The organism is Streptomyces caeni (assembly GCF_042678285.1).
Classification (GTDB): domain Bacteria; phylum Actinomycetota; class Actinomycetes; order Streptomycetales; family Streptomycetaceae; genus Streptomyces; species Streptomyces caeni.
In genome coordinates, this window is the sequence record NZ_JBHUDX010000024.1 from 45,043 (window position 1) to 66,700 (window position 21,658).

Genomic DNA, 21,658 nt, shown 5'->3' on the forward strand with positions numbered 1-21,658 from the left:
GGGCGTTCCGGCCGGTGCGGGCGTGACCGGCGGGAACCGCCACGCGTTCACTGTACTCCGGCCGCGTCTCCGTCGCGCGCTTGACCTGGCCTTTTACCACCCGGACGGCGGCTTCCCCGCCGCAGTGCGGCAGCAGCACGGGGGGCGATGCGCGGCGGGGCCGATCGTCCCCGAGGCGGCCGCTCGGCCCCGCCGCCCGCTCGTCCCCGGGGGACCGCGGCCCTGAGAAGCCCCGGCCCCGCAGGCGCTACGCGTTGCTGACCGCCACCCACCGGTCCAGGACCCGCTTGGCCGCCCCGGAGTCGATCGACACCGCCGCCTTCTCCATCCCCGCCCGGATCCGGTCCGCGAGCGGGCCCTCCCCCGGTTCCAGCGCCACCAGGGCCGCCGCCGAGTTCAGCAGCACCGCATCGCGCACCGGCCCCGTCTCGCCCTCCAGCAGCCGCCGCGCGACATCGGCGTTGTACGACGCGTCGGCGCCCCTCAGCGCCTCCACCGGGACCAGCTCGATGCCGACGTCCCGGGGGTCGAAGGACTCCTCGGTGACCTTGCCGTCGCGCACGATCCACACCCGGGACGTCGACGTGGTCGTCAGCTCGTCCAGGCCGTCGTCGCCCCGGAAGACCAGGGACGAGTTCCCGCGCTCCGCGAAGACCCCGGCCATGATCGGCGCCATTCTGGGATCGGCGACGCCGATCGCCTGCGTCCTCACCCGGGCCGGGTTCGTCAGCGGACCGAGGAAGTTGAACACCGTCCGGATGCCGAGCTGCCCGCGTGCCGCGGCCACGTGCCGCAGCGCCGGGTGGAACTTCACGGCGAAGCAGAAGGTGATCCCCGCCTCCTCGGCCACTTCCGCCACCCGCTGCGGCGTCAGCTCCAGATTGACCCCGAGCTTCTCCAGCACGTCCGAGGCCCCGGAGGCGGAGGACGCGGCACGGTTGCCGTGCTTGACGACCTTCGCGCCCGTGCCCGCGACCACGATCGACGACATCGTGGAGATGTTCACGGTCCTGGCGCCGTCGCCGCCCGTGCCGACGATGTCGACCGTTTGTCCCGGCACCTCGATCACATTCGCGTGCTCGTACATCGCGCGCACGAGTCCGGTGATCTCCTCGACCGTCTCGCCCTTCGCCCGCAGGGCGACCGCGAACCCGGCGATCTGGGCGTCCGTCGCCTCGCCGCGCATGATCCGGTCCATCGCCCAGGCCGTGTCGTCCGCACTCTGGTCGCGGCCGTCGAGGAGCCCGTTCAGCACCTGGGGCCAGGAACGACCCGCCGCGGTGTCGCCTCCAGCGGGGTGCACAGCGCTCATGAGCCGCTCCTGGGTCATGTCCCGAAGGGGACTGGGTTCTCCTCCGGACCCCCGCCGTGCCGCGGACGGGTCCTCGTCCCCCCGTTCGGGGACAGCTCCACCCTATCCACCCCGGGGCACGGCAAAGGGCCCCGTCCATGCACTGGACGGGGCCCTTCGACCGTGGCGTGGCGCGCGCAGCGATCAGTGGTGGCCGTGGCCGCTCGTGATCTCCTTGTACTCCTCGACCGTGGGCTTGGGGATCTGGTTGTCCTCCCCGTAGTAGGCGTTGCTGAGCTTCGCGCGCAGCTTCTGAGAGCCCTTGACCTTCCGCTCGACGCCGTTCTCGTCGACCGTCGGGCCGATCTCGACCGGCTTGTACTGCTCGTGCGCCGTGAGCGTGTGCAGCTGCTCCTGGCTGAGCGGCTCGTGGACCTCGATGAACTCACCGTGCGGCAGCCGCTTGATGATGCCCGACTCGCGGCCGTGCAGCACCTTGTCGCGGTCGCGGCGCTGGAGGCCGAGGCAGATCCGCTTGGTGATGATGAACACGAGCACCGGCATCACGAAGAACGAGACGCGGACGAACCAGGTGATCGCGTTGATCGACAGGTGGAAGTGCGTGGCCCAGAGGTCGTTTCCACCGCCGACCAGCAGCACGAAGTACCAGGCGATCCAGGCGGCGCCGAAGGCGGTGCGCGTCGGGGCGTTGCGCGGGCGGTCGAGGATGTGGTGCTCGCGCTTGTCGCCGGTGACCCACGACTCGATGAACGGGTAGACCGCGATCGCGACCAGGATCAGCGGGAAGATCACCAGGGGGATGAAGACGCCCAGGACGAGCGTGTGGCCCGCGAAGTTGATCTCCCAGCCCGGCATCGTACGGATCAGGCCCTCGGAGAAGCCCATGTACCAGTCCGGCTGGGCGCCCGTGGACACCTGGTCCGGACGGTAGGGGCCCATCGCCCAGATCGGGTTGATCTGGGCGATCGCCGCGACGATCGCGATGGCACCGAAGACCAGGAAGAAGAAGCCTCCGGCCTTCGCCATGTACACCGGCAGCAGCGGCATGCCGACGACGTTGTTGTTCGTCTTTCCGGGACCCGCGAACTGCGTGTGCTTGTGGTAGAAGACCAGGATCAGGTGGCCGACCACCAGGCCGAGCATGATGCCCGGCAGCAGCAGGATGTGGATCGAGTAGAAGCGGGCCACGAAGTCGCCGCCCGGGAACTCGCCGCCGAAGAGGAAGAACGACAGGTACGTGCCGACGATCGGCACCGACAGGATCGCGCCCTCCATGAAGCGGACACCGGTGCCGGAGAGCAGGTCGTCCGGGAGCGAGTAACCGGTGAAGCCGGTGAACATGCCCAGGACGAACAGCAGGAAGCCGAACAGCCAGTTGATCTCACGCGGCTTGCGGAACGCGCCCGTGAAGAACACGCGCATCATGTGCACGAACATGCCGGCGAGGAAGACCAGCGCCGCCCAGTGGTGGATCTGCCGGATCAGCAGACCGCCGCGGACGTCGAAGCTGATGTGCAGCGTCGAGTTGAACGCCTCGCTCATCAGCTGGCCCTGCAGCGGGACGTAGCTGCCGCGGTACTCCACCTCGTTCATCGACGGGTGGAAGAACAGCGTCAGATACACACCCGTGAGGATGATGATGATGAAGCTGTAGAGGCAGATCTCGCCCAGCATGAACGACCAGTGGTCGGGGAAGATCTTGCGCATGTTGGCCTTGGCCAGGGAGTAGATCCCCAGTCGGCCGTCCGCCCAGTCGGCGACGCGCTCGCCGGCCGGTGCCCTCCCGCGCGAGCGGGACTCGTTGGTCGTCGTAGTACTCATCCGCGCTCCCAGAAGGAAGGACCGACGGGCTCCTCGAAGTCGCCGAGCGCTTCGAGGTAACCGTCCGCGTTGACGCCGATGCGCAGCTGCGGCAGGGCGTGACCGGCCGGGCCGAAGATGACTCGGGCACCGTCGGAGAGGTCGAAGGTGGACTGGTGGCACGGGCAGAGCGCGTGGTGCGTCTGCTGCTCGTACAGGGAGATCGGGCAACCGACGTGGGTGCAGATCTTCGAGTACGCCACGATGCCCTCGTGGGACCACTCGAGTTCCTTCTTGTCCTTGATGTTGCCCGGCTGCAGCCGGACGATCATCAAGGCCGCCTTGGCGATCTCCTTCTGGAAGTCCTCGTCGGTCTCCTCCAGGCCCTCGGGCTTGGCGAAGGTCAGCGAGCCCACCGCGACGTCGGACGGACGCAGCGGCTCGTTGGTGTTCATGTTGACGAGGAGCCTGCCCTTGCGCCACGCCGTGTGCCGCAGCTTCGTCCCGGGCAACGGACCGAGGTCGCGCAGCAGGAAGAGGCCGGAGAGCGGCACCAGGGCGACCGCGCCGAGCATCGTGTTGCGGATCAGCTTGCGCCGGCCGAGCTGGGACTCCTTGGCGCCCTGCCGGAAGTCGGTCATGACCTTCGACTTGACCTCGGGCGACGCCTCGATCGGGTGACGCTCGTCGGCGATCTCCACATCGGACATCAGGGTGCGGGCCCAGTGGACGGCGCCCGCGCCGATGGCGAACAGCGCCACGCCCAGCGTCAGGCCCAGCGCGAAGTTCATCGCGCTGATGTGCCCGATCGGGAAGACGTAGATCGATTTGTCACCGGGGATCGTGACGTACGAGGCGATGAAGCCGAGGGTGGCCAGCATCGACACGGTGAACAGCAGGGCGACCGTGCGCTCGGAGCGCTTGGCGGCGCGCGCGTCGATGTCCTGGACGCGGTGCTCGTGGGGCGGCAGGCCCGGGTCGGCGAACGGGTTCTCCTCGTCCGCCACCGTCACGGCACCGGGTGCGGTGTCCTGCTCAGCGGGCAGGTTCTCTTCTGGAATGTCTTGGCTACTCATGACTTCTTGGCCTTTGCGGTCCGAGCGGCGACCCAGACGGCGACCGCGATCAGGGCGCCCAGTCCGAAGATCCAGGCGAACAGGCCCTCGGAGACCGGACCGAGACCGCCCAGCTCGAGGCCGCCCGGGTTCTCCGTCTGGTCACCGTTGACCGCGTTCAGGTACGCGATGATGTCCTTCTTGTTCTGCTGGGACATCGTGGTGTCGGGGAAGGACGGCATGTTCTGCGGGCCGGTCTGCATGGCCTCGTAGATGTGCTTCGGGTCGACGCCCTCGAGGTTCGGTGCGAACTTGCCGTGCGTCAGCGCCCCGCCCTTGCCGGTGAAGTTGTGGCACTGCGCGCAGTTGGTCCGGAAGAGCTCACCGCCCTTGGCGATGTCGGCACCCTCGGGGCTGTAGTCGTTCTTCGACGGGACGGCCGGGCCGGCGCCGAGGGAGGCGACGTACGCCGCGAGCTGGTCGATCTGGGCCTGGGTGTAGATGTTCTTCTTCTTCGGGACCTGGGCGCCCTGCGAGGTCGCGGCCGGCATGCGGCCGGTGCCGACCTGGAAGTCGACGGCCGCCGCGCCGACGCCGACCAGACTCGGGCCGTCGGAGCTGCCCTGACCGCCGGTGCCGTGGCAACTGGCGCAGCCCACCGAGTAGAGCTTCTTGCCCTCCTCGATGGCGAGGGACTGGGCGCTGTCATCGGCCTGCGCCTTGTCCGCGGGCGCGAACGCGGCGTAGAGCCCCCCGGAGAGCGTCAGCGCGATGAGTAGGACGACGAGCGCCGCCATCGGATGGCGTCGTCGTGCGGAGAGCTTTTTCACGGATTACCCCGGTGTCAGGATCTTCTGCGTCGGTGCTTCTGGAATTGGGACCGGTTCGTCGCGGGCGATCGGTTCTCCCGGATCGGGTGACCGTCCGCCGCGGCCAGCGGCCGTCTACTTGATCATGTAGATCGTGGCGAAGAGGCCGATCCAGACGACATCGACGAAGTGCCAGTAGTAGGACACGACGATGGCGGCGGTCGCCTGCTCGTGAGTGAACCTGCGCGCCGCGTAGGTGCGGCCCAGGACCAGGAGGAAGGCCACGAGGCCGCCCGTCACGTGCAGGCCGTGGAAGCCGGTGGTCAGGTAGAAGACCGAGCCGTAGGGGTCGGAGGAGAGCGAGAGGCCCTCCTCCTTGACCAGGCTCGTGTACTCGAAGACCTGACCGCCGATGAAGATCGCACCCATGATGAAGGTGACGATGAACCAGCCCCGGAGCTTCTTCACGTCACCGCGCTCGGCGGCGAACACACCGAGCTGGCAGGTCAGGGAGGAGAGCACCAGGATGGTGGTGTTGGTGGCCGAGAACGGGAAGTTGAGATGGTTGGCCATCTCCTTCCAGTGGTCCGGCCCGGTCACCGATCGAAGGGTGAAGTACATCGCGAAGAGGGCCGCGAAGAACATCAGCTCGGAGCTCAGCCAAATGATGGTTCCGACGCTGGTGAGGTTCGGTCGGTTGACCGACGGGTGCGCGTGCCCGGTGTCTACTGTCGTTGCTGTCGCCACGACCGACATTATGTCGGGCGCTTATCTCGCCCTCACTCCGGGGGGTGCCGTTCGGGGTGTCCCCACCGTGTGGACTGCCCGGATGGCCCATCGAAGCCTCGTCCGAACAGCTGTTGACCACGTGTGCAAGGGAGTAGCATCCGGCGCAACGGCCCGTTCCGTATGACGCCGACGTCCCGGAGGAATCATGCAGCCGACCGCCACGGTGCTGGTCTACAGCGACGACGCCAACACCCGCGAACAGGTCCGGCTCGCTGCCGGGCGCAGGCCGGCCCCGGACGTGCCCGTGGTCGAGTTCGTGGAGTGCGCCACGCCTGGAGCCGTCATCAGGGAGCTGGACAAGGGCGGCATCGACGTGTGCGTGCTCGACGGCGAGGCCGTGCCGATGGGCGGCATGGGCGTCTGCCGGCAGATCAAGGACGAGGTCTTCCAGTGCCCGCCGGTGCTGCTGCTGATCGCACGGCCGCAGGACGCGTGGCTGGCGACCTGGAGCCGCGCCGACACGGCCGTGGCGCTGCCGGTGGAACCGGTGGAGTTCGCCTCCGCTCTGGCCGCTCTGCTGCGCCGCAAGGCCCTTGTGAGGGCCTGAGGGACGGTCCCGGCGGGAAGGTGCCTGCGGGCCCGTTCGCCGCGCTGTGCGGCCGTACGGCGCGGCCGGACGGGGTTCCGGCCGCGCGGGAGCGTGGGCTCAGGCCGTCTCCGGGCGCAGCCTCGCTCGGTCCGCGGCGGCGGCCGGGGAGACCCCTGCGGTCAGGGCACTGCCCTTGCGCCACTTGTTCCAGTCGAGGTTCCAGTCGCCGAAGCCGTTGCCGAACGGGGCCATCTGCTGGCCCTTGGAGTTGACGACCTGGACTATGTCGCCGACCCGTACGGTGTTGTAGAACCACTGGGCGTACTGGTTGCTCATCCCGGTGCATCCGTGGCTGACGTTGGAGTACCCCTGGAAGTCGACGGACCAGGGCGCGGCGTGCACGTACTCACCGCTCCAGGTCACCCGGGTCGCCCAGTAGACCAGCAGGTCGAACGAGTCCGACGAGTTCTCCGAGATGCCGATGGTGGTCCCGCGCATCCGTACGGGGTTCTCCTTGGAGAGCACGACCTTGATCCCGTTGCGGGTGTCGTAGCCGGCCCTGCCGGTGGTGACGGGGATCTCCTTGATCACCTCGCCGTCCCTGTAGACCGTCATCCGGTGCGCGGCCGCGTCCGTCAGGGCGACGATCCGGTCCCCCGTGGTGAGCTTCAGCGGCTTTGTCTCGCCGCCCCAGAGGCGGTCGCCGATCTTCACTCCCGCGAGGTTGCTGCGGACCGTGATGGTGGCGTGGGCGGGCCAGTATTCCTTGGGGCGGTAGTGCAGCGTCTTGTCGTCCACCCAGTACCAGGAGCCCTGGACCGCGGGCACGGAGTCCACCCTGAGGGCGCCCTCCACGGCCGCCCGGGAGGCCCTGTCCTTCACGGGGGCGCTCAGTTCGGCGGTGACGGGCTGACCGACGCCGTACGTGCCCGGCTTCGGGCCGAACGTGACGTTCAGCACCTTCTTGGTCGTGGGGGTGCTGGTGTCGAAGTCGATGACCTTGCGGCCGGGGGCTCCGTCCTCGTCCTCCGTGCTCACCCGGACCGTGTAGTGGGTACCGGCGGCCAGCGGTGCGGTGCTGTGCCAGCGGCTGCCGTCGGCGGAGAGTTCCCCGGCCACATGGCGTCCCCGGCTGTCGGTGGCCGTGACATCCGTGATGCGCGCGTTCGAGTCGGAGACGGTGATCTCCACTGGTTTGCCGGGGTCGGCCTTCTTCTTCGTACCGACGTTGTAGCTGATCTGCCCCGCCGCGTCGTACGGCTTCGCCGAGAGCGGGTCGCCGTCGGACGTGCAGGCGCCGAGGCCCACGCCGAAGGCGATCACCAGCAGGGTGCAGCCGACGACCGTGCGGTTTCGCGGTGAGTGGCTCATGAGATCACGCTAAGAACGTCCGTCAAGCACGGCGCGCCGAGTGACCCGTACGAGGGAAAGAAGAGGGAGCAAAAGAGGGAGCCCGGACGCTCCTGACGGAGTATCCGGGCTCTCTCATGCGCCGGGCGCGGGTCTGCCGGGTGCTACTGGGTGCGGTTCTCGCCGTGGTAGTACTCGAAGACCCAGCCCCACAGGCCCACCAGGATGAACGGGGCCGCGAAGTACATCAGCCACCAGCCGATCGCGACGCCCAGGAAGGCGAGCGCGCCGCCGAGGCCGAGGGCGAGCGGCTGCCAGCTGTGCGGGCTGAAGAAGCCGAGCTCACCGGCGTCGTCCGCGACATCGGCCTCCTTGTTGTCCTGGGCGCCCGCGTCGACCCGCCGGGCCGTGAAGGCCAGGTAGTAGCCGACCATCATGCTCAGGCCGAAGGACAGGGAGAGCGCGGTGGTACCGGCCGGCTCCTTCGCCCACACGCCGTAGACGATGGCCATGATGAGGAAGAAGAGAGCCAGCCAGAGGAACATCTTGCCCTGGATCTTCACTTGCCGGCCTCCTTGCCACCAGCGACGGCCTTGCTGCCGGCACCGGCACCCATGTACTCGAGCTGCTCGAGCGCGGTGATCTCCGGGTGGTGCAGGTCGAAGGCGGGCGATTCGGAGCGGATCCGCGGCAGCGTGATGAAGTTGTGCCGCGGCGGCGGGCAGGCAGTGGCCCATTCGAGCGACCGGCCGTAGCCCCAGGGGTCGTCGACCTCGACGCGCTTGCCGTACTTGGCCGTCTTCCAGACGTTGTAGAAGAACGGCAGGACCGACAGGCCGAGCACGAACGAGAAGATCGTCGAGGTCGTGTTCAGGGCGGTGAAGCCGTCGGCTGCGAGGTAGTCCGCGTAACGCCGCGGCATGCCCTCCACGCCCAGCCAGTGCTGGACCAGGAAGGTGCCGTGGAAACCGACGAACAGCGTCCAGAAGGTCAACTTACCCAGGCGCTCGTCGAGCATCTTGCCGGTGAACTTCGGCCACCAGAAGTGGAAGCCGGCGAACATCGCGAACACGACCGTGCCGAAGACCACGTAGTGGAAGTGCGCCACCACGAAGTACGAGTCCGAGATGTGGAAGTCCATCGGCGGCGCGGCCAGGATCACCCCGGTCAGACCACCGAACGTGAAGGTGATCAGGAAGCCGGTCGCCCACAGCATCGGGGTCTCGAAGGACAGCGAGCCCTTCCACATCGTTCCGATCCAGTTGAAGAACTTCACGCCGGTGGGTACGGCGATGAGGAACGTCATGAAGGAGAAGAACGGGAGCAGGACGCCACCGGTGACGTACATGTGGTGCGCCCACACCGTCACCGACAGTCCGGCGATGGCGATCGTGGCACCGATCAGGCCCGTGTAGCCGAACATCGGCTTACGGCTGAAGACCGGGATGACCTCGGAGATGATGCCGAAGAACGGCAGCGCGATGATGTACACCTCGGGGTGGCCGAAGAACCAGAAGAGGTGCTGCCACAGCAGGGCACCGCCGTTGGTCGCGTCGAACACGTGGGCGCCGAACTTGCGGTCCGCCTCCAGGGCGAACAGCGCCGCGGCGAGGACCGGGAACACGATCAGGGCCAGCACTGCGGTCAGCAGCACGTTCCACACGAAGATCGGCAGGCGGAACATGGTCATGCCGGGGGCCCGCATGCAGATGATCGTGGTGATGAAGTTGACCGAGCCGAGGATCGTGCCGAAGCCGGAGAGGGCCAGGCCCATGATCCACATGTCGCCGCCGATACCCGGCGAGTGGATCGCGTCCGACAGGGGTGCATACGCGAACCACCCGAAGTCGGCCGCGCCCTCAGGGGTGAGGAAACCGCCGACCGCGACGAGCGAGCCGAGCAGGTAGAGCCAGTAGGCGAACATGTTCAGCCGCGGGAACGCCACGTCGGGCGCGCCGATCTGCAGCGGCATGATCCAGTTCGTGAAACCGGCGAACAGCGGCGTCGCGAACATCAGCAGCATGACCGTGCCGTGCATCGTGAACGCCTGGTTGAACTGCTCGTTCGACATCAGCTGCAGACCCGGCCGGGCGAGTTCCGCACGCATCAGCAGCGCCATGACGCCACCGAGGCAGAAGAACGCGAACGACGTGGCCAGATACAGCGTGCCGATCGTCTTGTGGTCGGTGGTGGTCAGCCACTTGACGACGGTGCTGCCGGGACGCTTGCGCCTGACCGGCGACTCGCTCTCGTACGAGCCCGCGGCCGCGGCGGCACCCTGGGGTTCATTGAGGATGCTCACAGTTCGTTCGCCTCCCGGTTCTTCTCGTAGCCCGTCTGCGCGATGCCGGCGGGGATGTAACCGGTCTGCCCCTTCTTGGCCAGGTCCTTCAGATGCTGCTCGTAACGCTCGGGCGAGACGATCTTCACGTTGAACAGCATGCGGGAGTGGTCGACGCCGCAGAGCTCGGCGCACTTGCCCAGGTAGGTCCCCTCCTTGCTGGGGACGACCTGGAACGCGTTGGTGTGGCCGGGGATGACGTCGCGCTTCATCAGGAACGGCACCACCCAGAAGGAGTGGATGACGTCACGCGAGGTGAGGACGAAGCGGACGGTCTTGCCCTTGGGGAGCCACAGGGTGGGACCGGGGTTGCCCGTCTGCGGGTTGCGTGTGGCGGGCGTGCCGATGTCGTAGACACCGCCGGCGTTCGCCGGGAACTCCGTCTTGAACCGGTCCGGAATGGCGGCCAGGTTCGCGTCGGTCTTCGCGTCGCCGGACACACCGTCGACGGGGGAGATGTAGTTGAAGCCCCAGCTCCACTGGAAGCCGACGACGTTGATGGTGACGTCGGGCTTCTTGGACATGTCGAGGAGCTTCGACTCGTCACGGGCGGTGAAGTAGAAGAGGACCGAGATGATGAGGAGGGGGACAACCGTGTACAACGCCTCGATCGGCATGTTGTAGCGGGTCTGCCGAGGAACCTCGACCTTGGTGCGGCTGCGCCGGTGGAAGAATGCGCTCCACAGGATCAGGCCCCAGACAAGGCAGCCGACGGCGAGCGCGGCCGCCCAGGACCCCTGCCACAGGGAGAGGATCCGAGGAGCCTCCTCCGTGACCGGGGTGGGCATACCAAGGCGGGGGAAGTCCTTGTATGTGCAACCGGTGGCGGTCGCCAGGACCAGGCCCGCGGTCAGTGCCTGCAGCAGCTTCCGCCGCATCGGGCGCCGCAGCGAGCGGTCGGAGCCGTTGGGACTCACGTAGCGCCTTCCCGAGAGTCTCGCCCGCGCGCCCGGCTGCGGCCTTTTTGCTGGTCGGTCGCCGCCCTGCGTCGGGCAGGGGTTTGATGTTTATGCGGACCAAACCCTACTGGACGCCATTTTGGGTCGCGCGGGGAGGGTGCCCAACGCGCCGCCCGACACCCCGAAGGGGCGACCGCGCCGTCCGGGGGACCACCCCAGGACGGCCCTCGGACCCCCGAAGTACCGGCCCTGGCGGCCATCTGACGGGACCTTCGGATCCCGTGCCGGGCCGGGCCGTTCGCGCGCGTTAGCGTTGCGGTGTGTCCTACTTCGACGCCGCCTCCGCCGCCCCCCTCCACCCCGTCGCCCGGCAGGCCCTGCTGGCCTCGCTCGACGAGGGGTGGGCCGATCCCTCCCGGCTGTACCGCGAGGGGCGGCGGGCCCGGCTGCTGCTGGACGCCGCGCGCGAGGCGGGCGCCGAGGCGGTGGGCTGCCGCCCGGACGAGCTGGTCTTCACCCCGTCCGGAACCCGGGCGGTGCACACCGGTGTCGAGGGGGCCCTGACGGGCCGCCGCAGGAGCGGACGTCACCTGATCGTGTCCGCGGTCGAGCACTCCTCCGTGCTCCATTCGGCTGAGGTCTTCGAGTCGGCCGGCGGAACGGTGACCCGGGTGCCGGTCTCCCGCACGGGCGCCGTCACCCCCGAGGCGTACCGGGCCGCACTGCGCCCGGACACCGCACTGGCATGTCTGCAGTCGGCCAACCACGAGGTGGGGACGGTGCAGCCGGTCGCCGAGGTGGCCGCCGTGTGCCGGGAGGCCGGTGTGCCGCTGCTGGTGGACGCGGCGCAGTCGGTGGGCTGGGGCCCGGTGGAGGGCGACTGGTCAGTGCTCACGGCCAGTGCGCACAAATGGGGTGGACCACCTGGTGTCGGACTTCTCGCGGTGCGCAAAGGGGTGCGGTTCGCCCTTCAAGGGCCCGCGGACGAGCGGGAGTCGGGGCGGGCGGCCGGCTTCGAGAACATCCCGGCCGTGGTGGCGGCCGTCGCGTCCCTGCGGGCGGTGCGGGCGGAGGCGACCGAGGAGGCGGTACGGCTGCGGGAGCTGACGGAGCGGATCCGGGAGCGCGTGCCGGATCTCGTACCGGATGTGGAGGTGGTGGGCGATCCGGACCGCAGGCTGCCCGGGATCGTCACCTTCTCCTGTCTCTATGTCGACGGGGAGACATTGCTGCACGAGCTGGACAGATCGGGCTTCTCCGTCTCCTCCGGGTCGTCGTGCACGAGCAGCACACTGACACCGAGCCATGTACTGAAGGCGATGGGGGTGCTCAGCGAGGGCAACGTCCGGGTATCTCTGCCGCCGGGCACGCCCGCGGAGGAGATCGACCGCTTCCTCTCGGCGCTGCCGGGCGCGGTGGCGGCGGTGCGCGAGAAGCTCGGCGCGCCCTCTCCCCGCACGGCCGCGGGCGAGGGTGTCCTCGTCGTCGACGCCCTCGGCAAGCGCTGCCCGATCCCGGTGATCGAGCTGGCGAAGGTCATCGGGGAGGTCCCGGTGGGCGGGACGGTCCGCGTCCTGGCCGACGACGAGGCGGCACGGCTGGACATCCCGGCGTGGTGCGAGATGCGGGGGCAGGAGTACGTGGGCGAGGAGCCGGCGGAAGGGGGCCGCGCCTACCTGGTCCGCCGGCTCTCCTAGGGGGTGTTTCGAAAGTCCTGTGCGGTGCCCGCGGTGTCCGGTGCGTGCTCTCGGCGTGCCGGACGAAAGCCCTCGTACTGGACGTACTCGGGGTTTCGGCCGGTGCGGCGAGTGCGGGTGCCCCCTGCTCGAAGAGCCTGGGGGAGCGTGCCGGGCGCCGCGGGTGCTGTGCGGGACTTCCGAAACGCCCCCTAGAGGGGCCGCCCGCGCCCGGTGTCAGACCAGGTGTTCCTTGACCTCCATGGCGGCGTCGTCGCCGTACGCCTTGGTGAAGCGCTCCATGAAGTGGGCGCGGCGCAGCTGGTACTCCTGGGTGCCCACCGTCTCGATGACCAGCGTCGCGAGCATGCAGCCGATCTGGGCCGCGCGCTCCAGCGAGACGCCCCAGGCCAGGCCCGACAGGAAGCCCGCGCGGAAGGCGTCGCCGACACCCGTCGGGTCGACCTTCGCCGTCTCGTCGGGCACGCCGACCTCGATCGGCTCCCGGCCGGACTGCTCGACGCGCACGCCGCGGGCGCCGAGCGTCGTCACCCGATGGCCCACCCGGGCCAGGATCTCGCCGTCCGACCAGCCGGTCTTGGTCTCGATGAGCCCCTTCTCGTACTCGTTGGAGAAGAGGTAGGTCGCCCCGTCCAGCAGTATCCGCACCTCGTCGCCGCTCATGCGCGCGATCTGCTGCGAGAAGTCGGCGGCGAACGGGATGGACCGCGTGCGGCACTCCTCGGTGTGGCGCAGCATCGCCTCCGGGTCGTCCGCGCCGATCAGCACCAGGTCGAGGCCGCCCACCCGGTCGGCGACCGTCTTCAGCTCGATGAGCCGGGCCTCGCTCATCGCGCCGGTGTAGAAGGAGCCGATCTGATTGTGATCGGCGTCGGTGGTGCAGACGAAACGGGCCGTGTGCTGGGTCTCGGAGATACGCACGGACTCCGTGTCCACTCCGTGCCGGTCCAGCCACGCCCGGTACTCGTCGAAGTCCGAGCCGGCCGCGCCGACCAGGATCGGGCAGCTGCCGAGCTGCCCCATGCCGAAGGCGATGTTGGCGCCCACCCCGCCGCGGCGGACGTCGAGGCGGTCGACCAGGAAGGAGAGCGAGACCGTGTGCAGTTGGTCCGCGACGAACTGGTCGGCGAAGCGGCCGGGGAACGTCATGAGGTGGTCGGTGGCGATGGAGCCGGTGACTGCGATACGCACGGCGAGGACACGCTCCTGTGGAGGAGGGGGATTGACAGTTCACGCTACCCGGTTCGCCCCCGCCCCTGAAGCAGGCAAAACTACCCGATAGTAGAGCTTTCTTCGTGGGCCCGGAGCTGCCTACGGTTTCGTCATGACGAAGCTCAAGGTCCATGGCACCGCCCCGTTCGAGGAAGGAGACCTGGCGTCGCTGCGCGGTGACTGCGCCCGCATGGTCCCGCACTGGGCCGCCCCGGAGAGGGCCGCGTCCCGGCCCGTTCCCCCGTCCCTGATCCACGGGGTCTCGGTGCCGGCCGCCTCGGCCCGCCTCCTGGACGCCATGTCCGAGTACGGGGACTGAGCAGGCGCCCCCGGGACCGTGCGCCCCGCCCGGGGGAACCGTGCGCTCCCCCGGTACGTCCCATCGCTGTCCCCCGTACGAAGGAGGCGGCGTACGGCCTTCCGTGTCCCTTCCGGTCACGGCGGTCTCCTGGGACAGCAGCGGATCCGAAGGAGCGATGCGGTGAACACCGAGCGACCCGACGACGCGCGTGACGCCGGCGAGGTCACCGAGGACGCGGGCGGGACCGTGCCGCTCCGGCGGCGTTCCCCGGTGATCGTCGCCTCGGTGGCGGCGGCGGTCCTGCTCGTCGCGGGCGGCGGGGCGTATCTCGCCGCGACCACGTCCGGCGGCGGGGGCGGGTCCTCGACGCCGGGCGGTGACGGCACTCCCCCGGCGCTTGCCCTCGACGGCTATACCACGGGCGGCGGGGCCGGCGACGGGGCCGGCATCGCGGTGGGCGAGCCCGACCCGTACGGCACGACGTACCGCGCCACGGGCGCGCTCCCCGACGGCCCGGCATCGGCGCCGGTGTACCGGGCGACGGGCGAGGTGACGCGCGACGAGGTGGCCCGGCTCGCCCGGGCACTGGACGTGAGCGGCACCCCGAAGCCGGTCGGCGGGACCTGGACGGTCGGGGTGACCAAGGACGGCTCCGAGCCCGTGCTGCGGGTGAACCGGCAGGCGCCGGGGACCTGGACGTTCAGCCGGTACCCGTACGGGTCCGACAACCGCTGCACGAAAGTCAAGCCGTGCGCTGTCCGCCAGGACCTCGTCCACCCCGTGAGCGAGGCCGCCGCGAAGAAGGCGGCCGCGCCGGTGCTGAAGGCGGTGGGCCAGGACGGCGCCGCACTCGACGCCCGCCAGGTGATGGGCTCCCTGCGGGTGGTCAACGCCGACCCGACGATCGGCGGGCTGCCCACGCACGGCTGGTCGACCGGTGTCCAGGTGGCCGCGGACGGCCGGATCGTCGGCGGCAGCGGGAACCTGAAGGCGCCGGTGAAGGGCGCCGTCTACCCGGTCGTCGACGCGAAGCGGACGCTGGACCTGATGAACGGCGCGCCCCCGTCGTACGGCCGCAAGGGCATCGGGGGCTGCGCGAGCCCCGTACCGCTCAAGGACCGGGACGAGGCACCGTGCGGGGCGTCCACCGCGGCGCCGGAGCGCGCCTCGACGCCCGTGCTGGGCGCGGTGTTCGGGCTCGCGCGGCACTCCGTGGACGCACGGGCGGTGCTGGTGCCGTCATGGCTGTTCGAGGTGCGGCCGGCGGGGTCCCGGGACACGGTCACGGTGACGTATCCGGCGGTGGACCCGCAGTATCTGACCGCGCCGCAGCCGCCCGGGCAGCCGAGCGGAACGCCGGCCCCGCGGACGGGCGGACCGGGCCGCCCGTCGGCGCCGACGAAGCGCGATGTGAAGGTGATGGGTTACACCGCCGACGGCAGGGACCTCACCATCGCCTACGAGGGCGGGGTGTGCGCCGACTACACGGCGTCCGTGAGCGAGAGCCCCGGCCGGGTGACGGTGACCGTGACCGAGACGCCCTGGCCGGGCAAGGTGGTCTGCATCATGATCGCCAAGCTCTACCACGAGACGCTGCACCTGAAGGCGCCGCTGGGCGGCCGCGAGGTGGTGGGCTCGGACGGCGGGACGATCGCGCGGGGGACGGCCGGCACGCTGCCCTCCGAGGGGGCGGGGCCCCCGCTGGCGCGGTAGGCGCGCTCCACGGACGCGGACCTGTGAAGGCGGCGCCCCCCGACAGTCGGGGGGCGCCGCCTTCGCACCTGCCGATGGAGCGTGCTCAGCTGAAGGAGTCGCCGCAGGCGCAGGAGCCCGTCGCGTTCGGGTTGTCGATCGTGAAGCCCTGCTTCTCGATGGTGTCGACGAAGTCGACGGTGGCGCCGCCCAGGTACGGGGCGCTCATGCGGTCGGTGACGACCTTGACCCCGCCGAAGTCCTTCTCCACGTCGCCGTCGAGGGACCGCTCGTCGAAGAACAGCTGGTAGCGAAGGCCGGAGCAGCCACCGGGCTGGACCGCGACGCGCAGCGCCAGGTCGTCACGGCCTTCCTGGTCGAGCAGGGCCTTGACCTTGGCCGCGGCGGCGTCGGTCAGGATGATGCCGTCGGTGACGGTGGTGGTCTCGTCCTGTACGGACATCTACATCTCTCCCGGGTCGTACGGAGACTGCTTGCCGACGAATGCAACCCGCGTGGCCGCGGATTCATTCCGGGCCGGGCACGATTCTTCTGTCTTTCCCTCCACTCATGCTCGCACACGCGACGGAACGGGGACACCAGCCTGCAGGGAAGCCCAGGGCGCGCCGCCGTGACGCCGGGCGGGGCGTGCCGGGATTCACGTCACATCGACGTTATGGCCATCGTCAACGTGACGTGAACCGGTTATGATAGATAGCGTCAATTCGACGAAAAGGCGTGTACCGCATGTCTCGCCGGCCCGCTCCCGGGCCGGCGGACCGCAGAACAGAAAGGGTGCGTGTCGTGACCACCGCCCAGACCCAGGAGCTCGACGTACAGCCGACGCCCCTCGCCCTGCTGCTGCTCGGCCGCGATGCCGACCCGAGGAGCGAGCGGGGCGTCGAGTGTCCCGGCGACCTGCCGTCCCCCTCCGACCCGGACCTGGTCGAACGGGCCCGCGCGGCCAAGGAGAAGCTCGGCGACAAGGTCTTCGTGCTGGGCCACCACTACCAGCGCGACGAGGTCATCCAGTTCGCGGACGTCACGGGCGACTCCTTCAAGCTGGCGCGGGACGCGGCGGCGCGGCCCGAGGCCGAGTACATCGTGTTCTGCGGTGTGCACTTCATGGCGGAGTCGGCGGACATCCTGACGAACGACCAGCAGAAGGTGGTCCTGCCGGACCTGGCGGCGGGGTGCTCGATGGCCGACATGGCCACGGCCGAGCAGGTCGCCGAGTGCTGGGACGTGCTGACCGAGGCGGGGGTGGCCGAGCAGGTCGTGCCGGTCTCGTACATGAACTCCTCCGCCGACATCAAGGCGTTCACCGGCGAGCACGGCGGCACCATCTGCACCTCCTCGAACGCGAAGCGGGCCCTGGAGTGGGCCTTCCAGCAGGGCGAGAAGGTCCTCTTCCTGCCGGACCAGCACCTGGGCCGCAACACGGCGGTGCGGGACATGGGCATGTCGCTCGACGACTGTGTCGTCTACAACCCGCACAAGCCGAACGGCGGGCTGACGGCCGACGAGCTGCGCGCCGCGAAGATGATCCTGTGGCGGGGGCACTGCTCGGTGCACGGCCGCTTCAGCCTCGACTCGGTGAACGAGGTGCGCGAGCGGATCCCCGGCGTCAACGTGCTGGTCCACCCCGAGTGCACGCACGAGGTCGTGACCGCGGCCGACTACGTGGGCTCGACGGAGTACATCATCAAGACGCTTCAGGAGGCGCCGGCGGGCTCCAAGTGGGCCATCGGCACGGAGCTGAACCTCGTACGGCGGCTGGCGAACCGTTTCGCTCCGGAGGGCAAGGAGATCGTCTTCCTCGACCGCACGGTGTGCTTCTGCTCGACCATGAACCGTATCGACCTGCCGCACCTGGTGTGGGCGCTGGAGTCCCTGGCCGAGGGCAACCTGGTCAACCGCATCGAGGTCGACAAGGAGACGGAGGCGTCCGCGAAGCTGGCGCTGGAGCGGATGCTGGCGCTGCCGTAACCCTCCTTGCCGCCGACGTCACCGAGGGGCGCCCGGAAGGGCGCCCCTCCGCTGTGGCCGCGGCGCGCGGCCACAGCGGCTCAGCCGATGGCGATACGCGGATGAGCGCCCAGGCTGATCCAGCCCATGATCCGGTCCATGGTGGCCCTCGGCACGGACACACAGCCGGCCGTGGCCCCGGAACCGTTGACGTGCAGGAAGATCCCGGCACCACGGCCGGGCGTGGCGGGCCACCGGTTGAAGTTGATGACGAGTGCCTTCGCGTACTGGGTGGGGTAGTTGACGAGGTGCTCGCTGCCGCGGTCGCCGGCCTCGGTGAGCGGGAAGTCGGCGCCCGCCTCGCCGTGCATCGAGTTGTAGTACGCGGACTCGGGGTCCTCCACCCACCAGTCGGTGTCGTTGACGACGTGGTACGGCATGCTCGTCCCGCTCGCCCCCACGCCGGAACCCCTCGGTGATCGTGTACGTCCCGGAGGGGGTGGTGTAGGTCCCCTGCCGCCGCGTCGCCCCGTCCACCACACCGTTCGATCCGACGCGCCCGGCAGTCGTGGCGAACTGCTCCTTCCAGCCGGCGGATCCCTTGGCCCAGGCGGTCACGGTGGCATACGAACCGCGGGCCTCGACCGTGATGACCTGGGTGGCGCCACCGACGTCGACCGGCACGGGGAAGTGCGGTGCGGCCGTGCCGCCGCCCTGCCCGGAGCCGGTCGCCGTTCCCGTTCCCGTCCCGGCACTTCCCTGCGTGGCGGTGTGGGACGCACCGGCGGACGCGGATGCGGTGTGACCCGACGTGGCGGACGTCGCCGGAGAGGCGGACGCGCCGGCCGACGACCGACGGCCTCGGAGGGAGCAGGCTCTCAGGCGGCGGACGTCCGGGCCCGCCCGTGCAGCGTCAGCCAGAAGGTCTGCAACGACTCCTCCGAGCCGCCCACATCGAATCGGTTGCGCACCTTGCCGAGGGGGTTCCACACGCGCCCGTCGGGCATGCGCACGCCGACCGACTGCCCGAAGTAGGCGCGCTGATCGGCGTCGAAGTCCACCCAGACCGCGCCCGCGCGGCGCACGAGCACCTCACCGACGTACGCGCCGAGACCGAAGAGCGTGCCGGACAGCCGCTCCGGGTCGGCCAGGCCCTTGCGCAGCCCGTCGACCAGGAAATCGACCACCCGCAGACTGGCCACGGAGTAGTCGAGCGGCAGCCGGTTGCGGGCGGTGAGGCGCGCGACCAAGGCAGCCGCGCAAGGCCGCATCCGGTCCGCGTACGGAACGCCCTGGACCGGAACGCCCTCGACCGCCTTGCCCATGGGACCCCACCCCTTCAACTCGGCTCCGGGGGAGGAGCCAATTGGTCCCCCCGAATTGGTCAAGCGCATGCCAACGCAGGAACATCACGGGTCACGGACATGACGAATGCCACAGGGAGAACTCGCAGCGCGCGCACAACCTTTCCGCCCTGTGCATGTCCGTTACAGCCATCTGCCTTCGACAGGGGCGAACTCCTGGGCCGAGCCGAGCCCACGGCGGAAGACTCGTTCGCCCCTGTTTGTCCGCACGTTGGCCTGGACGGTCCCGACTCGTGTACAACCGGGCATCTTCCGATCTTGAAGGAGTGCACGCGTGAGACCTCGTCCCGGCGTCGCCCTGCTGGCGCTCCCCGCCGTTTCGCTCGTCTCGCTGTCGCTGTCCGGGTGCGCCGAGAGCGGGTCGACGGCTTCCGGAACTCCGGTGGGCTCCGCCTCCGCAACCACAACGAAGCCGACATCAGCACCCTCCGAGCCGAGGACGCCCGAGGAGTTCCTCGCCCGGGCGAGGGAGGCCATGTCCGGGCAGAAGGGCTGGACGTTCACCGTCAAGGGGAACGAGGGCCTGCTGTACCAGGGGAGTCAGAGCACCGCGACGTACAAGGCCACGGTACGGCGCACGCAGAGCCCCCTGGCACTCCACTCCACGGGAACGACGTACACCAAGGGCGTCGCGAAGCCCGAAGAGGTCTACGTGGTCGACGGGACCGGATACGTCAAGAAGGGGGGAACGGAGGCGCGGTGGAAGAGCGGTGCCCTCTCCGACCCGGCGATCGCGAACGCCGTGGAGGACCCCGTCGCCGCGCTCGACGCGTTCGGGGCGTACGCCCGGGAGGAACACACGGGCTCCGGGGTCCTGGCCGTGACCTCCGCTGCCGGACAGGTCGAGCTGAGCGTGAGCACCGCGCCGGCCGCCCTGACCGCCGTACGGGACCGGGGCGCCGTCAAGAAGGCGGTACGCGAACTCGCCCCGACCCTTGAGAAGTTGCGCGCGGCGGGCATCACGGCTCCCGAGGACCGGATCGTCGTTCAGAACGTCGAGGAGGTGCTCTCCCTCGACGCCACCACGTACCGCATCAGGTCACACCGCTTCCGGTGCACCTTCCTCATCCCCTACCGCGGCCAGAACCTCCGCTACAGCCAGGACGTGACGGAACGCGCCCAAGGCCCGTACACGGGGACCATCACGCTCCCGACGGACGTCGGGTGAGCCTGGCCGCCGACCGGTTCGGCTCGGAGGGAGTGCACGATGGGTGCTTCGGCCTGGGACCACTACGTGCCCTACCAGGTGGATCTTGGCGCCGCGCTGGAGGAGTTGCGGCAGCGAGTGTTCCTTGCCGGTGACTACTTCTGGGTGCGGGGCGGTGACTGGCTTCCCGAGGAGGAGCGCCGACCGCGGCCTTCGACCCTGGATGAACTGCGGGCCGACGAGTTGACGCAGCACTCCGGCACCCACTCGGTTCTCGATGTCTTCCATGTTCAGCGGGAAGACGAGGAGCCCGAGGTCTGCGCGGTGCAGCCGGTGACCTCCGAAGAGGCCCGTCAGGCCGCCGGCACCGAACGACTGACCCGCGAACACGTCCCCGCGATCCGGGACCTCGCTCGCGAGCGCTGGTTCGGCCGCTGCGCGGTACTGCACGACGAGCACGGGACGCCACAGGAGATCTACTTCTGGGGCTGGTCCGGAGACTGAGCCGTCCGCCCGGATACTGGAGGAGCTCGTACTGCTCGACGACCGTTGCCGCACGACATGGCCGCCTCTTCGGCGAGCGGGACCGGGCACCTGAGGACACCGGCCCCGTGTCCCGGACCACGGACACGATCCGTGTCACGGGACACGGCGCGAAAGCGGGCGACCAGGACATCCAACACCGTTCGGGATGCCCGCAGCGACCAGGCATGGGTTCAAGACCCCCCTCCCGCTCACCGATGAGGAGCGGTAGGCCCTTGATCACGATATGAATACCCGACGGTCTCGTTCCGTCTTCACGCAGTGACCTTCATTACGTGATCGCTAATATGTTCGCCCTCACCTCTGCCCACTGCGGCTGACCTTCGAGGGACCAGTGACAACAGCGTCCTCCTACCAAGATCCCGCCTACTCCGTACCGCAGGCTCCGGCGCCACAACCGCCCAAGAAGGGCGCCCGCGCCCTCAAGAAGCTGCTGATCCGCTTGGGTATCGGGCTGATCGCTTTCGTGATCTGGATGATCTACGACGAGGTGACCGGTGACCCCTCTACCGCCAATGCCGGTGACTGCGTCCAGGTGAGTGGTACGGACGACAATCCGGATGTGCACGTGATCGATTGCAAGGACCCCAAGGCCGCGTACAAGGTCCTGCGGGAGGACACCGGCAACGGTGACCAGTGCAAGAGCGTTCCCGGTGTGGTGGCCTGGTACACCGAGACCGGCCGCACCAACGTGGTGCTCTGCCTGGGCAAGAACCAGTAGGCATTCGCATGACGAAGGTTGCGAGGCCGACACCGCCGGCCTCGCAACCTGCCGAATCACTCGTGCCCGGCTGTTGCGGACCTCGTTTTCCGCAGCGATGCGATGACGACGGGTTCGGGAACTGCGCAC

Annotated in this window: 21 protein-coding genes; 8 read left to right on the top strand and 13 right to left on the bottom strand. The window is 69.3% G+C overall.

The window, feature by feature from the left end; all coding sequences use genetic code 11:
- Window positions 1–247: 247 nt before the first annotated feature.
- The 5 genes from trpD to ctaE all read right to left on the bottom strand — a co-directional run bounded on the left by trpD (window position 248) and on the right by ctaE (window position 5,732).
- The gene (gene trpD / locus ACFSL4_RS10080; protein WP_381080775.1) at window positions 248–1,312 is read right to left on the bottom strand and encodes an anthranilate phosphoribosyltransferase; all 1,065 of its coding nucleotides are present in this window, start codon (window positions 1,310–1,312) and stop codon (window positions 248–250) included.
- A gap of 183 nt (window positions 1,313–1,495) precedes the next feature.
- Window positions 1,496–3,133 (bottom strand): cytochrome bc1 complex cytochrome b subunit, encoded by a 1,638-nt coding sequence (gene qcrB / locus ACFSL4_RS10085; protein WP_381080777.1) that lies wholly within the window; start codon window positions 3,131–3,133, stop codon window positions 1,496–1,498.
- Window positions 3,130–4,188, bottom strand: a complete 1,059-nt coding sequence (gene qcrA, locus ACFSL4_RS10090) for a cytochrome bc1 complex Rieske iron-sulfur subunit (protein WP_381080779.1) — start codon at window positions 4,186–4,188, stop codon at window positions 3,130–3,132. Before qcrA ends, qcrB begins: the two co-directional genes overlap by 4 nt.
- On the bottom strand, window positions 4,185–4,997 hold the full coding sequence (gene qcrC, locus ACFSL4_RS10095) for a cytochrome bc1 complex diheme cytochrome c subunit (RefSeq protein ID WP_381080781.1): 813 nt from the start codon (window positions 4,995–4,997) through the stop codon (window positions 4,185–4,187). The genes qcrA and qcrC overlap by 4 nt, the downstream gene beginning before the upstream one ends.
- A gap of 114 nt (window positions 4,998–5,111) precedes the next feature.
- Window positions 5,112–5,732: an aa3-type cytochrome oxidase subunit III gene (gene ctaE / locus ACFSL4_RS10100; protein WP_381080783.1), complete on the bottom strand. Its 621-nt coding sequence runs from the start codon at window positions 5,730–5,732 to the stop codon at window positions 5,112–5,114.
- Window positions 5,733–5,910: 178 nt separating this feature from the next.
- On the opposite strand from ctaE, the gene ACFSL4_RS10105 reads away from it, so the two are divergent.
- The gene (locus tag ACFSL4_RS10105; RefSeq protein ID WP_381080785.1) at window positions 5,911–6,312 is read left to right on the top strand and encodes a response regulator; all 402 of its coding nucleotides are present in this window, start codon (window positions 5,911–5,913) and stop codon (window positions 6,310–6,312) included.
- A gap of 99 nt (window positions 6,313–6,411) precedes the next feature.
- On the opposite strand, the gene ACFSL4_RS10110 is transcribed toward ACFSL4_RS10105, so the two are convergent.
- The 4 genes from ACFSL4_RS10110 to ctaC all read right to left on the bottom strand — a co-directional run bounded on the left by ACFSL4_RS10110 (window position 6,412) and on the right by ctaC (window position 10,902).
- Window positions 6,412–7,665, bottom strand: coding sequence for a L,D-transpeptidase (locus tag ACFSL4_RS10110; RefSeq protein ID WP_381080787.1), 1,254 nt, complete (start codon window positions 7,663–7,665; stop codon window positions 6,412–6,414).
- A gap of 143 nt (window positions 7,666–7,808) precedes the next feature.
- A complete protein-coding gene (locus ACFSL4_RS10115; RefSeq protein WP_381080789.1) occupies window positions 7,809–8,207 on the bottom strand; it encodes a cytochrome c oxidase subunit 4 in 399 nt (132 codons plus the stop codon).
- Complete coding sequence (gene ctaD, locus ACFSL4_RS10120; RefSeq protein WP_381080791.1) at window positions 8,204–9,946, bottom strand: aa3-type cytochrome oxidase subunit I; 1,743 nt, start codon at window positions 9,944–9,946, stop codon at window positions 8,204–8,206. The genes ACFSL4_RS10115 and ctaD overlap by 4 nt, the downstream gene beginning before the upstream one ends.
- Window positions 9,943–10,902, bottom strand: coding sequence for an aa3-type cytochrome oxidase subunit II (gene ctaC, locus ACFSL4_RS10125; protein WP_381080793.1), 960 nt, complete (start codon window positions 10,900–10,902; stop codon window positions 9,943–9,945). Before ctaC ends, ctaD begins: the two co-directional genes overlap by 4 nt.
- A gap of 302 nt (window positions 10,903–11,204) precedes the next feature.
- Between ctaC and ACFSL4_RS10130 the strand changes: the two genes are divergently transcribed.
- Window positions 11,205–12,581: a cysteine desulfurase/sulfurtransferase TusA family protein gene (locus ACFSL4_RS10130; protein ID WP_381080795.1), complete on the top strand. Its 1,377-nt coding sequence runs from the start codon at window positions 11,205–11,207 to the stop codon at window positions 12,579–12,581.
- A gap of 216 nt (window positions 12,582–12,797) precedes the next feature.
- On the opposite strand, the gene ACFSL4_RS10135 is transcribed toward ACFSL4_RS10130, so the two are convergent.
- Entirely contained in the window at window positions 12,798–13,772 is a 975-nt protein-coding gene (locus ACFSL4_RS10135) for a carbohydrate kinase family protein (protein ID WP_381080797.1), read from the bottom strand.
- A gap of 133 nt (window positions 13,773–13,905) precedes the next feature.
- On the opposite strand from ACFSL4_RS10135, the gene ACFSL4_RS10140 reads away from it, so the two are divergent.
- Both ACFSL4_RS10140 and ACFSL4_RS10145 read left to right on the top strand, forming a co-directional pair.
- Entirely contained in the window at window positions 13,906–14,112 is a 207-nt protein-coding gene (locus tag ACFSL4_RS10140) for a hypothetical protein (RefSeq protein WP_381080799.1), read from the top strand.
- Window positions 14,113–14,274: 162 nt separating this feature from the next.
- Window positions 14,275–15,807, top strand: a complete 1,533-nt coding sequence (locus ACFSL4_RS10145; protein ID WP_381080801.1) for a hypothetical protein — start codon at window positions 14,275–14,277, stop codon at window positions 15,805–15,807.
- A gap of 85 nt (window positions 15,808–15,892) precedes the next feature.
- On the opposite strand, the gene ACFSL4_RS10150 is transcribed toward ACFSL4_RS10145, so the two are convergent.
- Entirely contained in the window at window positions 15,893–16,249 is a 357-nt protein-coding gene (locus ACFSL4_RS10150) for an iron-sulfur cluster assembly accessory protein (RefSeq protein WP_366028572.1), read from the bottom strand.
- A 341-nt stretch (window positions 16,250–16,590) separates the two neighbouring features.
- On the opposite strand from ACFSL4_RS10150, the gene nadA reads away from it, so the two are divergent.
- A complete protein-coding gene (nadA, locus tag ACFSL4_RS10155) occupies window positions 16,591–17,775 on the top strand; it encodes a quinolinate synthase NadA (RefSeq protein ID WP_381080804.1) in 1,185 nt (394 codons plus the stop codon).
- Between the two features lie 80 nt (window positions 17,776–17,855).
- Here nadA and ACFSL4_RS10160 read toward each other — a convergent pair whose 3' ends face one another.
- Both ACFSL4_RS10160 and ACFSL4_RS10165 read right to left on the bottom strand, forming a co-directional pair.
- A complete protein-coding gene (locus ACFSL4_RS10160) occupies window positions 17,856–18,194 on the bottom strand; it encodes a L,D-transpeptidase family protein (protein WP_381080806.1) in 339 nt (112 codons plus the stop codon).
- A 438-nt stretch (window positions 18,195–18,632) separates the two neighbouring features.
- Window positions 18,633–19,079, bottom strand: a complete 447-nt coding sequence (locus ACFSL4_RS10165) for a hypothetical protein (RefSeq protein WP_381080808.1) — start codon at window positions 19,077–19,079, stop codon at window positions 18,633–18,635.
- A 313-nt stretch (window positions 19,080–19,392) separates the two neighbouring features.
- Here ACFSL4_RS10165 and ACFSL4_RS10170 point away from each other — a divergent pair, with 313 nt between their 5' ends.
- The 3 genes from ACFSL4_RS10170 (at window position 19,393) to ACFSL4_RS10180 (ending at window position 21,529) form a co-directional block, all read left to right on the top strand.
- On the top strand, window positions 19,393–20,286 hold the full coding sequence (locus ACFSL4_RS10170; protein ID WP_381080810.1) for a hypothetical protein: 894 nt from the start codon (window positions 19,393–19,395) through the stop codon (window positions 20,284–20,286).
- 39 nt (window positions 20,287–20,325) lie between these two features.
- Window positions 20,326–20,769, top strand: a complete 444-nt coding sequence (locus ACFSL4_RS10175) for a hypothetical protein (RefSeq protein ID WP_381080812.1) — start codon at window positions 20,326–20,328, stop codon at window positions 20,767–20,769.
- A gap of 373 nt (window positions 20,770–21,142) precedes the next feature.
- Entirely contained in the window at window positions 21,143–21,529 is a 387-nt protein-coding gene (locus tag ACFSL4_RS10180) for an LppU/SCO3897 family protein (RefSeq protein WP_381080814.1), read from the top strand.
- Window positions 21,530–21,658 lie beyond the last annotated feature (129 nt).

Excerpts from the sequence above, each read along its gene's own strand:
- trpD (WP_381080775.1), bottom strand. The coding sequence starts at position 1,312 with ATGAGCGCTGTGCACCCCGCTGGAGGCGACACCGCGGCGGGTCGTTCC.
- qcrB (WP_381080777.1), bottom strand. The coding sequence starts at position 3,133 with ATGAGTACTACGACGACCAACGAGTCCCGCTCGCGCGGGAGGGCACCG.
- qcrA (WP_381080779.1), bottom strand. The coding sequence starts at position 4,188 with ATGAGTAGCCAAGACATTCCAGAAGAGAACCTGCCCGCTGAGCAGGAC.
- ctaE (WP_381080783.1), bottom strand. The coding sequence starts at position 5,732 with ATGTCGGTCGTGGCGACAGCAACGACAGTAGACACCGGGCACGCGCAC.
- ACFSL4_RS10105 (WP_381080785.1), top strand. The coding sequence starts at position 5,911 with ATGCAGCCGACCGCCACGGTGCTGGTCTACAGCGACGACGCCAACACC.
- ACFSL4_RS10110 (WP_381080787.1), bottom strand. The coding sequence starts at position 7,665 with ATGAGCCACTCACCGCGAAACCGCACGGTCGTCGGCTGCACCCTGCTG.
- ACFSL4_RS10140 (WP_381080799.1), top strand. The coding sequence starts at position 13,906 with ATGACGAAGCTCAAGGTCCATGGCACCGCCCCGTTCGAGGAAGGAGAC.
- ACFSL4_RS10150 (WP_366028572.1), bottom strand. The coding sequence starts at position 16,249 with ATGTCCGTACAGGACGAGACCACCACCGTCACCGACGGCATCATCCTG.
- ACFSL4_RS10160 (WP_381080806.1), bottom strand. The coding sequence starts at position 18,194 with ATGCCGTACCACGTCGTCAACGACACCGACTGGTGGGTGGAGGACCCC.
- ACFSL4_RS10165 (WP_381080808.1), bottom strand. The coding sequence starts at position 19,079 with ATGGGCAAGGCGGTCGAGGGCGTTCCGGTCCAGGGCGTTCCGTACGCG.
- ACFSL4_RS10175 (WP_381080812.1), top strand. The coding sequence starts at position 20,326 with ATGGGTGCTTCGGCCTGGGACCACTACGTGCCCTACCAGGTGGATCTT.